This is a genomic window from Candidatus Krumholzibacteriia bacterium (genome assembly GCA_029865265.1).
In the GTDB taxonomy this organism is placed as follows: Bacteria; Krumholzibacteriota; Krumholzibacteriia; order WVZY01; family JAKEHA01; genus JAKEHA01.
Genome location: JAOUHG010000039.1, coordinates 15,889 through 27,425, shown reverse-complemented (window position 1 = coordinate 27,425; position 11,537 = coordinate 15,889). Strand labels below are relative to the sequence as shown.

The 11,537-nt window shown below is 65.3% G+C and carries 13 protein-coding genes and 1 pseudogene; all 14 read left to right on the top strand.

The annotated features are described in order from the left end of the window. The coding region (locus OEX18_13640) for a pilus assembly protein PilM (GenBank protein MDH4338309.1) at window positions 1-712 on the top strand (712 nt) is incomplete at its 5' end. After that, a complete protein-coding gene (locus tag OEX18_13635; protein ID MDH4338308.1) occupies window positions 713-1,273 on the top strand; it encodes a PilN domain-containing protein in 561 nt (186 codons plus the stop codon). A 43-nt stretch (window positions 1,274-1,316) separates the two neighbouring features. Further along, complete coding sequence (locus OEX18_13630) at window positions 1,317-1,997, top strand: type 4a pilus biogenesis protein PilO (GenBank protein ID MDH4338307.1); 681 nt, start codon at window positions 1,317-1,319, stop codon at window positions 1,995-1,997. Further along, the gene (locus OEX18_13625) at window positions 1,972-2,448 is read left to right on the top strand and encodes a pilus assembly protein PilP (GenBank protein MDH4338306.1); all 477 of its coding nucleotides are present in this window, start codon (window positions 1,972-1,974) and stop codon (window positions 2,446-2,448) included. Before OEX18_13630 ends, OEX18_13625 begins: the two co-directional genes overlap by 26 nt. A 15-nt stretch (window positions 2,449-2,463) precedes the next feature. Then, window positions 2,464-4,503 (top strand): AMIN domain-containing protein, encoded by a 2,040-nt coding sequence (locus OEX18_13620; GenBank protein MDH4338305.1) that lies wholly within the window; start codon window positions 2,464-2,466, stop codon window positions 4,501-4,503. Between the two features lie 344 nt (window positions 4,504-4,847). Then, window positions 4,848-4,973 (top strand): annotated as a pseudogene (locus tag OEX18_13615) (prepilin-type N-terminal cleavage/methylation domain-containing protein). Window positions 4,974-5,003: 30 nt separating this feature from the next. After that, window positions 5,004-5,282 carry a GspH/FimT family pseudopilin gene (locus OEX18_13610; GenBank protein MDH4338304.1) on the top strand — a complete coding sequence of 93 codons (279 nt, stop codon included), beginning with the start codon at window positions 5,004-5,006 and terminating at the stop codon, window positions 5,280-5,282. Then, window positions 5,269-5,652, top strand: coding sequence for a prepilin-type N-terminal cleavage/methylation domain-containing protein (locus OEX18_13605; GenBank protein MDH4338303.1), 384 nt, complete (start codon window positions 5,269-5,271; stop codon window positions 5,650-5,652). The genes OEX18_13610 and OEX18_13605 overlap by 14 nt, the downstream gene beginning before the upstream one ends. Then, a complete protein-coding gene (locus OEX18_13600) occupies window positions 5,649-6,260 on the top strand; it encodes a prepilin-type N-terminal cleavage/methylation domain-containing protein (protein ID MDH4338302.1) in 612 nt (203 codons plus the stop codon). The genes OEX18_13605 and OEX18_13600 overlap by 4 nt, the downstream gene beginning before the upstream one ends. Before the next feature lie 29 nt (window positions 6,261-6,289). Further along, a complete protein-coding gene (locus OEX18_13595) occupies window positions 6,290-6,760 on the top strand; it encodes a hypothetical protein (GenBank protein ID MDH4338301.1) in 471 nt (156 codons plus the stop codon). A gap of 19 nt (window positions 6,761-6,779) precedes the next feature. Then, the gene (locus OEX18_13590) at window positions 6,780-9,404 is read left to right on the top strand and encodes a PilC/PilY family type IV pilus protein (GenBank protein ID MDH4338300.1); all 2,625 of its coding nucleotides are present in this window, start codon (window positions 6,780-6,782) and stop codon (window positions 9,402-9,404) included. Window positions 9,405-9,421: 17 nt separating this feature from the next. Then, window positions 9,422-9,817, top strand: coding sequence for a hypothetical protein (locus OEX18_13585; GenBank protein ID MDH4338299.1), 396 nt, complete (start codon window positions 9,422-9,424; stop codon window positions 9,815-9,817). Between the two features lie 113 nt (window positions 9,818-9,930). Then, on the top strand, window positions 9,931-10,851 hold the full coding sequence (locus OEX18_13580) for a hypothetical protein (GenBank protein ID MDH4338298.1): 921 nt from the start codon (window positions 9,931-9,933) through the stop codon (window positions 10,849-10,851). A gap of 100 nt (window positions 10,852-10,951) precedes the next feature. Then, window positions 10,952-11,533, top strand: coding sequence for a 16S rRNA (guanine(966)-N(2))-methyltransferase RsmD (gene rsmD / locus OEX18_13575; GenBank protein ID MDH4338297.1), 582 nt, complete (start codon window positions 10,952-10,954; stop codon window positions 11,531-11,533). The last annotated feature ends 4 nt before the right edge of the window (window positions 11,534-11,537 follow it).

The window sequence follows — 11,537 nt, the reverse complement described above, 5'->3', positions numbered from 1 at the left end:
CGACGACGTGTGTCTCGACTTCCAGGTCCTCAACGAGGACGTGGGCGCCAACCAGATGGAGATCCTGCTGGTCGCCGCCAAGAAGGAAATGGTCAACGCGCACGCCGGTATCGTGCGTGACGCGGGGCTGAATCCGGTGGTCATCGACGTGGATTCGTTCGCCATCCAGAACGCGGTGGAGGCCACCAGCGACAGCGGCGCCGGCCGCGTGGTGGGCCTGGTCAACATCGGTTCCGATGTTACCAACATCAACATCATCCAGAACAACATTCCGTACTTCACCCGCGATCTGAGTGTGGGCAGCAACGTCTTCGTGGAGGCCGTGCAGCGCGAGCTGGGCGTGACCTTCGATGAGGCCGAGAACATGCTGTCCGGGAACGCGGCCATCGAGGATCCGGACCGGCTGCGGCAGGTGATCGCGGACGCGGCCAACGACATCTCCATGGGCATCGAGCGCTCCATCGCCTTCCTCAAGACCGCGGGTGACGCCGAGCGCATCGACCACGCGGTTCTTTCCGGCGGCGGGGCGTGTGTGCCCTTCCTGCGCGAGATACTTTCGGAGAAGCACGAGATCGACTTTACGGTCAACGACGCGGTGGCCCGCATGGATCGCGCCGAGGGGCTGTTCGAGGAGCACGGCGAGAACCCCGAGAAGGTTGCCCCGCTGCTCACCGTCGCCCTTGGCCTGGCGCTGAGAAGGGAGGCGAAGTAGATGATTCGCATCAATCTGCTTCCGCACGAAGAACGCTCTTCCAAGCGGAAGATCAGCCTCCCGACCATTTCGGGCGGCGCCGTCCTGTGGGTGTCGCTGGGTCTGATCGTCTATGGCGGCGCCGTGGCCGGCATCTGGACCCTGCAGACCCAGAAGATCAAGGAGTACGACACCAAGATCCAGGCCCTCAACGAGGAGTCGGCCCGTCTCGCGCCGCAGCTGGCGAAGATCCGCAAGCTGCAGAAGGAGCGCGAGGAGGTCAACAAGCGCCTGGCGGTCATCGCCTCGCTGGACAAGGACCGCTACGCGCGCGTGCGCATGATGAACGATCTGTGCGTCAACGTGCCTGACAACTGCTGGCTCACCGGTGTCGGTGAGACGGGCGGTACCAAGGTCACCATGCAGGGTGTCACGTTTTCGAACTTCATCATCGCGGATCTGATGACGAGGCTCGAGTCTTCGGGACGCTTCCAGCAGGTGGCGCTCGTTAAGGCGGAGGAAGGCAACATCGAGGATGTCCGCGTGGTTCAGTTCGCGCTGAGCGCGACGCTGGCGGACTAACCGGGGACGCGACCGCAGGGTCACGACAGAGGGAAGGGCAACCATGAACCTCAAGGATCCAAAGACTCAGAAGATCGTCTTCGGCGTGGTCATTCTCGCCGCGGCCGGATGGGTGTACTTCGGCACGACTCTGATGCCGTTCAACTATCCGGTTCGCAAAGCGAAGATCGCCGCGCTGGAGGCGGAACACGAACGCCTCGCCGCCGAGGTGGAGAAAGCGCGCCGGGTGGTGGGCGACCTCGCCCGTCTCGAGGCGGAGTACGAGCGCCTGCACGACCAGTGGCTGGCTGCTCAGGAACTCCTCCCCGAGGAGAAGGAGATGCCCGACCTGCTGCGCGCGGTCACCACGGCCGGCAGCCGTGCCGGGGTCGAGTTTGCGCTCTTCCAGCCCAAACCGCCGGTGGCGGCCGAGTTCCACACCGCCCACCCGATCCAGGTGACGGTGCGTGGCACCTATCACCAGGTGGGCTCGTTCCTGGGCCGCCTGGCCAACATGGAGCGTATCGTGAACGTGACCGATCTCAAGCTTGATCAGCCCAAGGAAAGCTCGAACAAGCGCAAGAAGACGAGCACGAGCAAGAAGAAGGACTCAGAGCAGCCGGCCCGGAACATGGTCGCCCGCTCCAACAACACCGTGGAAGCGCAGTTCGTTCTTACCGCGTACACGTTGACCGGAGGTGTCAGTGATGAAAGCGTCAATGAGCAGCACGCGCGCAACGACTAGTCTCGTGGCCGCGCTGGTGTGCGCGGCGCTTGCGACCTCGGTTGCCCGCTCCCAGGCGCCGGCGGACTCGACGGCGGCGGCGGCCCCGGCGGTCACCAGCCCGGCCCCGGTGACGGCACCGGCGGGCAAGGTCACGCTGCGCGAGAACCTGTATTACTACGATGCGTTCAATCGCCGCGATCCATTCCGTTCTCTCGTGGACGGCGCATTCAACCGAAGCGACAAGATGGATCTGGTGAATTTGAGCGCGGTGCATCTGGTGGGTGTCGTACGCGGCGAAGTGGACCGATTTGCCCTCCTCGAGGACGCAAGCGGTTACAGCTACATTCTCCGCGTCGGCGATCGCGTACACAACGGAACTGTGGTCTCAATCGGCGAAGAAGAACTGGTGGCTCGCGTCACCAACTTTGGTCAGACGACGACAGTCAGACTTCACCTCGTTGGACGGTAATAAGGAGTGGGAACGATGAAAAGACTGTCTGCAAAGCATGTCACGATTGTTATGGGCCTGGTTGCGGGTCTGGTCATGCTGGCGTCGATCGTCATTGGTGATGTCACGAGCGTCGATAGCATCGAGCTCGCGGAGTCGCCGACGGCGTCGACCTACATGATCAACCCCAGCGGGGTCGTGCAGTATCAGGAATACGCGATGAGCAATCCCTCGCGGCTGGTGATCGACCTGGTCGGCGTCAAGAACGACGTCGCCACCGAGAGCCTGCGCGCCGACGGCCGGCTCATCACCGCGGTTCGCGCGAGCCAGTTCCAGTCGGAGCCGGATCTCGTGACGCGCGTGGTATTCGAGCTCGCCGATGGGACCCGCTACAAGGTGACGCGGAAGGGAACCGCCATCGAGGTGATCTTCACCGGCACCGCGCCGGTGATGGGCGCCTCCATGGCCGGCGACACGGATGTCGACGCCACCGCGCCGGCGCCGGAAGCCGCCCCCGAGGCAGCCGCGGAAGCGATGGAGCCCGCCGTTGCGGCGGCCGAGACGACGGTCGAGGCTGCGAAGCCCGCCGACACGCCGGCCACGCCGGTGGAGACGGCTGCCAAGCCTGCCGCCAATCCCGCCGAGACGGCTGCCAAGGCCGTCGAGGCGCCGGCCAGGCCCGCGGAGACCCCGCAGGTGAAGCCGGAGGCGGTTGCGGCCACCATGGCCGTGGCGGACGACACGGCGGCCCGGAACGAATGGAACGACGAGGCGGCCGCGGCGAGTGAGCTGCCCACCTCGGAGTCCGATTGGCCGGAGCCGGTCAACCAGACCGTCCAGCCGAGCGACGAAATCGTCATGGCGCAGAGCACGCCGCGTGCGGCGGCCGAGATGGCCACTCCTGTCTACGGCGCCGCGCTGTCCAACCAGCCGATGACGATCGACGTGCAGGGCGCCGACATCAAGACGGTGCTGCGCTCCATCTCCGAGTTCTCGGGCGTCAATATTATCGCCGCCCCGAACGTGGAGGGCCCGGTTGTCATTCACCTCAAGAACGTGCCCTGGAAGGAAGCGCTCGATTCGATCCTGAAGAGCCAGGGCTACGGCTGGCGCGAGGACTACGGCATCATCCGCGTTGCGCCCATGGACGAGCTGCAGAACAACGAACTGACTGCGGTCAACGTCGAGCGCAAGAAGGAAGAGAACCAGTCCCTGGTGGCCCGCGTGGTCCGTCTGGACTACCTGAATGCCAAGGAAGTCAAGATGGCCATGTCCAAGGTTGGAACCCCGCGCGGTACCATCGAGTCCGAGCAGGGAACCAACTCCGTGATCGTCAACGAGGTCCCCACCCGCGTGGATGAGATCGTCGAGATGATCAAGTCCATGGACCAGAAGCTGCGCCAGGTGGAGATCGTCGCCAAGATGGTCGACGTCGACGCCACGGTGACCCAGGAACTCGGCGTGCAGTGGCAGGCGTTGAACCTGCAGGGCGCCAACGCGGCCGGCGACATCGTCACCGGTAGCCCCGTCCTGGACCCCTTCTCGCAGGTCCGCGTCGGTACCGTGCAGTCGTGGGGCGACCTCAACCTGATCATCCAGGCCCTGGAGAAGGATCAGAAGGCCAACATCATCTCCAACCCGCGGATCACGACGGCCGACAACAAGGAAGCCCGTATCATGGTGGGTAAGGAGATTCCGCTGATCGTCTCCGACGAGGCCGGCAACCCCATCACCGAGCTCAAGAAGATCGGTGTCATTCTCGAAGTCGTCCCGCACGTGAATGCGGACGGCACCATCACCATGGACCTCCATCCGGAGCTGTCCGACCTCGCCCAGCAGGCGACCGTCCAGGGTGGCGTGATCATCACGCTGCAGGAGGCCGACACGCGGGTCGTGGTTCGGGATGGCGAGACGGCGGTCATCGGCGGACTCATCAGCGACACCGAGACCAGCCTGACCACGGGCGTCCCGGTGCTCAAGGACGTGCCGCTCATCGGGCCGTTGTTCCGCAGCAAGTCCAAGACGAAGGGTAAGCGCGAGCTCATCATCTTCGTCACGCCGAAAGTGGTTGGCTAGTTCGTGGAGTGAAACCCGCCCAGCGGATCGACCACCCCGGGGCGGCGGAGCGATGGGCTCCGCCGCCCCTGGCGTTTTCGGGCGAGGGAACGAAACCGGGCCGGCGGGCGCCAACTGGCCTGGCCGAGCCGGTCAGACACAACCCGCTGCGCCGAGAAGGTTTTGCGGCCGGTGGCGCGCGGCGGCAGGCACGGGATGCGCAATTTGCACCGGCCCGCCCGACCGGCAAGGATTGCCCGGCGCGCGCGTGACTTCGAAAAGGGGTTCAGGACGCCTCCGAATGGCGGTGCAGGGGGGCGGGACCGCTGGCATATCGCTTGCACACCTCGTCGCAGGAGAACTGTATGCGCTTCAAATATCGCAGAATCGACCATTCCGGCTTCACCGTCGTCGAACTCATGGTGGTGGTGGCCATCATCGGCATCCTGACCGCCATCACGGTGCCCAATTTCTCCGGGTATCTCAAAAGGCAGCGTCAGGTGGGATCGCGGAATCAGTTGATGACCGATATCTACTATGCGCGCTCGATGGCCATCGCCAAGCGGCGGACCATGCAGATCAACTTTGCGAACGACCAGTACCAGGTCGTCGACACCGTCGACGGCACCGTGGAGCGGACCACCAACGCGCCGGACGGAATCACGTTCGCGGCCAGCAACAACCCCAATTTCTACGCCTGGGGCTTGGCGGACGCGGCCGACATCACCGTCGCCGGCAGCACCAGTTCCGTTGTGGTGTCGGTTCTGCCCAGCGGGAGTGTGGAACATGCCAACTACTGATCGCACCACCGCCGCACAGCGTGGTTTCAGCCTCGTCGAACTGATGGTCGTGATGGCCATCCTCGCCGTCGGTCTGCTGCCGCTGGCGTTCATCCAGACCCGCGCGCAGCAGAATGTGGCCGACTCCGGGCGCTTCACCGAGGCGCTCGCCCTGGCCCAGATGCAGATGGAGTCGGCCAAGAGCTTGGGCTCCGGCAACGTGGCCACGGACAGCGGCCTGGTGGACGTCTACACGTGGCGCCGCGATGTGACCACCCTGGTGCCCGGACCGGTGCCCGCGCGCCTGGACCGGATCACGCTGTCGGTAAACTGGACCGAGCACGGCCGGCCGCAGAGCCTTCAGATCATCAACATGATGTCCGCACGGTGAAAGGACGACCCATGCGCACCAGCCTGAATATGACAAAGCGCACCGGGGGTGACACCGGGGTGACCCTGGTGGAACTGATGATGACGATCGTGATCTTCGCCATCGTGCTCGCCGTCATCAACAATGTGTTCTTCTCCACCAACCGCCTGTATGGCAACACCACGCTGCGCGCCGGCCAGCAGATGAACGTCCGCGCCGCCGTATCCCTGATGATCACGGAACTGCGCACTGCCGGCTGCGACCCGGTGGTGGACGGAAACCCGATTGTGCCCTTCCTGATGGCCAGCGGGGACAGCGTCCACGTGCAGGCGGACTACAACGCGGATGCAGTCATTTCCACGGCAGAGCCGTCGGAGACGGTGCTCTACTACTACGACCCGCTGCAGCAGGCGGTGATGCGCGACCCGGGCACAGGGCCGCAGACGCTCATCAACAACGTGACCGCGTGCGCCTTCACCTATTTTGACGACACCAATACGCCCATCGCTGCGCCGGTCGTGGGCGCGGACATCAACCGCATTCGTTCCATCGGTATCAACATCACCACCACCACCAATGGCGGGGGCGACGTGGACACCGATACCCGCGTCGGCCTGCGCAACGGCTAGGCGTGGACACGGTGACAAAGGAGCAGGATATGAAGAAGCTCATCCAGAATGAGAGGGGAAGCGCGCTCGTCACGACGCTGTTCTTCCTGCTGGGTCTCGCCGTGACCGGCGCGATCATCGCGGGGATCGCCAGCTCCGAGAAGCGCGTGACCTACAACGAGTACACCCACACGCGTGCGGTGCATTCGTCGGACGCCGGCAGCGAGGAAGCGATCAACTGGATCCGCAACATCACCGGGCCGAGCGACGTGCTGGTGCCGCCATCCACGGTGGTGCTCGATCAGGCCAGCTTCAACTCGTTGCCCACCTCCACGTCGGAGGACAACCGCTACCGCTACGACGTCACCTACACGGGGCGCGATTACCGGCCCGGGTGGCCACCGGAATACAAGGACTACAGATTCACCGTAGATGCACAGGGTGCAAGCTCAAAAGAGAGCGAGGCGGAGCTCGAAGTTCAAGCCGACCGCCTGCTCCGAGACGCGGGCAATGAATACTAGCCCAAGGCAGGTGCTGAATATGCGTACGAGACTCATCATCGGGATCATGGCCGCGTGCGTGCTGGCGGGGGTAGCCCCGGCTGCGCTCGCGCAGAGTTGTGATTATCCTCTGTTTGTTCTGCAGGGATCGGTCGACGCGAACGTGGTGTTCCTGTTCGACAGCTCCGGCAGCATGAACGAGGCCATCATGCACGACAACTACGATGCAGGGAGGAACTGGTCGGGGGCGTTCAACCGCAGTCGCGACTACAACGTGAACACCACCGGCACCTACAGCCCGCGCAGCTTCATCAACAGCGCGCCCACCACGCCAACGGCCAAGCTGGCCGCCAGCGACCAGGGCGAGGCCGGTTCCTACACGGGGAACTACCTGAACTGGGTCTTCTACCACGCGACGGCGACGGAGCGGGCGGAGATCCCGGTGTACACGCGCATCCAGCTGGCCAAGGCGGCGGTCAACGCCGTCATCGCCGCGGCCGATTCGCGCATTCGCTTCGGCGTGTTCAAGTTCAACGGCGAAATCGGCGGCCTGAAGGTGTCCGACTTGGGCACCGACCGGGCCACCATCGCCACCCAGGTCAACGCCATCCGCGGCAGCGGGTACACGCCGCTGGCGGAGGCGCTGGTCACCATCAAGAACTATTTCACCTACGACGCCAACGCCATCCAGTACGCCTGCCAGCGCAACTTCGTGGTGATTGCCACCGACGGTCTTCCCACCCGGGACGACAATTCCGGCTACACCGACACGAACGGCAACGGCTACGCACTGGACGAGGTTGCGGCGGCGCTCAAGGACGCCGACCTGTGGGGCGACGCGGACGATGGGAAGCAGTACGCCAACACCTACACCATCGGCATGAACATCGATGCGCCGGTGCTGGCCGACGCCGCCGCGGCGGGCGAGGGTTCGTACTTCACCGCCAACAACGCCGCCGAGCTGTCCAACAGCCTCGCGCGCGTGCTGCGCGACATCGTCAACCGCATCTCCTCGGGTGCGGCGGTGGCGGTCGTCTCGACCGAAGGCGGTACCGCGGACTACCTGTACCGCGCCAAGTTCCTGCCCTCCGACTGGACGGGCTATCTCGAGGCGTTCCAGCAGCCATACCTCACCGGTGACCTGCCGGTGTGGGAGGCGGGGGACGTGCTGCTGAACCGCAGCCCGGGTTCGCGCACCATCTTTACCTCCGTCGGCGGAACCCGCCGCGACTTCTCCGCCGGCCAGGCCGGCAACCTGCGTGCGGCCCTGGGCGCGGCCTCGGACGCGGAGGCGGCCGAAATCATCGCGTGGACGCGCGGTGAAGACGTGGCCGGATACCGCGTGCGCGAGAACGGGTGGATCCTGGGGGATATCGTGGAATCGTCACCGGTGCCGGTGGGGCCGCCGGGCGGGTACTCGCTGTACAATGACTACGCGGGGTTCTACGCGGCCAACGCCAACCGCGAGCGCGTCATCTATGTGGGCGCCAACGACGCCATGGTTCATGCCTTCCTGGCCTCGACCGGCGAGGAACTGTGGGCCTACATTCCCAACGACCAGTTGGGCAATCTCAGTGAGATCGCGGACCCGGACTACTGTCATCACTTCTCCGTCAACCTGACCCCGCGCGTCGCCGACGTGTACGTGAACAACGCGTGGCGCACCGTGCTGGTGGGTGGGGAGAAGCAGGGGGGCGCTGCATACTTCGCCCTCGATATCACGGATCCCAACAATCCCGACTTCATGTGGGAGAACAACATTGCTTCGGTGAGTGCGTCGTGGGCGCAGCCGGAAATCGTCCGCATGGCCAACACGAACGATTATGTGGCCTTCGTCGGCTCCGGCCTGGATGCTGCCGGCGAGGCGAGGCTCGTTGGTTTCAGCATGGAAGACGGCAGCAGCGTGAGCGATATCGCGCTCAGCAGTATCGCCGACCTCAACATGGCGACGAGCTGCACGTCCGTGGACCTGAACCTCGATGAAGTCGAGGACGTGATGTACGTCGCCGACCTGGCGGGAAACCTGTGGCGCATCGACCTGACCAGCGGCACGCCGAGCAAGCAGCTGCTGTTCCAGACGTCCGGGGAGCCCATCCAGGCCGAGCCCACCGTGACCGTGGACTACGACCGTGACGTGTACATCTACTTCGGCACCGGCCGCTATGTGCACCGCGACGACATGCTGGACACCAGCGCCCGGCGGTACTACTGCATCATCGACCGCAACGACGGCCAGACCGTCACCATGGGTGATCTCGTCGATCAGACCTCGACCATCAACGAGGTCGAGGCGGCCGACGGATGGTACCTGGATCTGGATCTCGCGCCCGGGCAGCGGGTCACGGAACCGAGCGCGATCGTGGCCGGCATCGTGTACTTCACCTGCTACGCTCCCAACAGCGAGCCGTGCAGCGCGGGCGGAAACTCGTGGCTGTACGCGGTGCAGTTCCGCAACGGCGCCGGCTACGACGGCGACGACGACAGCGGCAACGATACGACGGACAACCGATACACCGACCTCGGCGACGGCATCGTCACCAAGCCGGTGGTCGATATCGTCAACGAGAAAGTCCTCATTCAGAACAGCGATACCCGCATTCTGGCCGAGGACACCTACGGGTTGATGCGGCAGCTCATCGTCCGCTCGTGGCGGCAGCAGTACTAAGAAGGCGGTGGACAGTTATGAAGACACTCAAAGTTGCACTCATCGCGGCCGTTGCCACGGTTGCCCTGGCCCACGCACCGGCCGACGCCGGCAAGAGTGGCGAGCAGAAACGTGCCCGCAAGTCCGAACGCGGTACCTTCGTGTCGGGAACCTATTCGGGTTCGTTGAGCGGCACGATATTCGTGGGCAGCCATCAGGTCGTCATTCCCAAAAAGGTGACGATCTATGACACCCGCCGCGGGATGCTCGAACCGGGTTCCAGCGTGTCCGGACGGTCCCTCAACGTCAGTGGCCGCATGTCCGACGGCAAGTTGATTGCCGGCCTCATCGTGGTCAGCGACGGCCCCGGCAAGAAGGACTTCTCGCAGGAGACGCTGCCGGACGTCGAGGCGAATCCGAACCGGGCGCAGTAGCGCCCGGGCTCGGACGGGTTGACGGAATGGCGGCGCGCCGCGCCGCCGGGCAAGGGACGAACGCTCCCCCTTCGGGGGGAGCGGTTCGTGCTTGAAAGAACGGGAGGAGCCAGGTGTCCAGGAGAGCCATACTTATCGCACTGGTGGCGGTTCTCGCCGCCGTCGGTGTTTCCCGCCTGTTCAAGAGCGCGGGCGCCCCGGAACGGACCGCGGCGGTCGCCAGGGTGGGCGAGGTTGTCATCACCCCGGCGCGCGCGCATGCCCAGTCGGAGTTGACGGCGCGCGTCGGTGGCGCGCGCGGTCGCGTCCAGGAAGTCGAGTCGTGCACGTGGTACAAGAACGGCGCGCCGATCGACGGTGTGACCAGCGCGACGCTGGACCCCTCTCATTTCGGCAAGGGTGACGAGATCGTGGCGGTGGCGGTGACGGCGCCGGGTATGCCGGGGCAACGTTCCCAACCGGTGGTGATCCAGGGCGCGCGCCCGCAGATCAGTTCCGGATTGACGCTGCAACGCGAGGGGACCACCGAGGCCTATGCGCAGGTAACGGCGATGGACGCCGACGGAGAAGCGCTCACCTACCGTTATGCCTGGTACCGCAACGGCGAGGAGATCCCCGGTGCGACCGGCGAGACGCTGGACGTCTCCGGGTACCGCAGCGGCGACCGCATTCATGCGCAGATCACCGCGTTCGACGGCGAAGAGGCCTCTGCACCGCTGGCGTGCACGCCGCTGGTGCTGGGCAGCGACGCGCTGGCCATCACCTCCACGCCGCCGCAGGCGACCGTGGATGGGCGCTACGTGTATCAGGTGACCACCACCCGGCACGCGACCGGCAGAGTGGACTTCATCCTCGACGAGGCACCCCTGGGGATGCGCATCGACGAGAACGGCCGCATCGACTGGGAACTGCCGCAGGACCAGAACGACGTGGTGGTGCACAACGTGACCGTGCGCGTTTCGCACTCCTCCGGCGGCGAAGCCGTGCAGCGGTTCAGCATTACCACCGGGCCGGTGACGACCGCGTCGCAGTAGGCACAGCCGCATATTCCGATTGCAACGCCGCCGGCGGTCAATGTGACGCCGGCGGCTTTGTTTTGGACAGCGCCGCTCGCGGCGGGTACAATGCACACCTATGCGCGCCAGTTCCCATGGCCACGCGGCCGCCACCATCACCGCCGGCACCTGGAAGGGGCGAAAGCTCCGCTATCCCGCCGGCGGAGACATTCGACCCACCATGCGCCGGACCAAGGAGTCGCTGTTCTCGTCGCTGGGCGGTTCGGTGGCGGGATGCGTGTTCGCCGACCTGTACGCGGGAGCGGGGGCGGTGGGCATCGAGGCGCTGAGCCGCGGCGCAAGACACGCCCACTTCGTGGAGGTGGCGCGCGGGGCGCTGCGCGCGCTGCGCGAGAACCTGGCGGCGTGCGGGGCCGACCCCGCCAGCTACACGGTGCACGAAGGGCGCGTGGCGGCTGTGGTGCAGGACGGCTCCATCGCCGATGCCGGCATCGTGTTCGCGGATCCGCCGTACACCACCGACGCCAGCACGGACCTGCTCGCCACGCTCGACCCGCGCTCGCTGCCGGCCCTCGAGATCCTGGTGGTGGAGCATCGCGTCAAGCTGCCGCTGGCGCCGGCCGGGCACCTTCGTGTCGACCGTGAACGCCGCTTCGGAGATACCGTCCTCACGTACCTCGTTCCCGTATCCGCGGCGTAGCCGC

Excerpts from the sequence above, each read along its gene's own strand:
- OEX18_13635 (MDH4338308.1), top strand. The coding sequence starts at position 713 with ATGATTCGCATCAATCTGCTTCCGCACGAAGAACGCTCTTCCAAGCGG.
- OEX18_13630 (MDH4338307.1), top strand. The coding sequence starts at position 1,317 with ATGAACCTCAAGGATCCAAAGACTCAGAAGATCGTCTTCGGCGTGGTC.
- OEX18_13625 (MDH4338306.1), top strand. The coding sequence starts at position 1,972 with ATGAGCAGCACGCGCGCAACGACTAGTCTCGTGGCCGCGCTGGTGTGC.
- OEX18_13620 (MDH4338305.1), top strand. The coding sequence starts at position 2,464 with ATGAAAAGACTGTCTGCAAAGCATGTCACGATTGTTATGGGCCTGGTT.
- OEX18_13610 (MDH4338304.1), top strand. The coding sequence starts at position 5,004 with ATGACCGATATCTACTATGCGCGCTCGATGGCCATCGCCAAGCGGCGG.
- OEX18_13605 (MDH4338303.1), top strand. The coding sequence starts at position 5,269 with ATGCCAACTACTGATCGCACCACCGCCGCACAGCGTGGTTTCAGCCTC.
- OEX18_13595 (MDH4338301.1), top strand. The coding sequence starts at position 6,290 with ATGAAGAAGCTCATCCAGAATGAGAGGGGAAGCGCGCTCGTCACGACG.
- OEX18_13590 (MDH4338300.1), top strand. The coding sequence starts at position 6,780 with ATGCGTACGAGACTCATCATCGGGATCATGGCCGCGTGCGTGCTGGCG.
- OEX18_13585 (MDH4338299.1), top strand. The coding sequence starts at position 9,422 with ATGAAGACACTCAAAGTTGCACTCATCGCGGCCGTTGCCACGGTTGCC.
- rsmD (MDH4338297.1), top strand. The coding sequence starts at position 10,952 with ATGCGCGCCAGTTCCCATGGCCACGCGGCCGCCACCATCACCGCCGGC.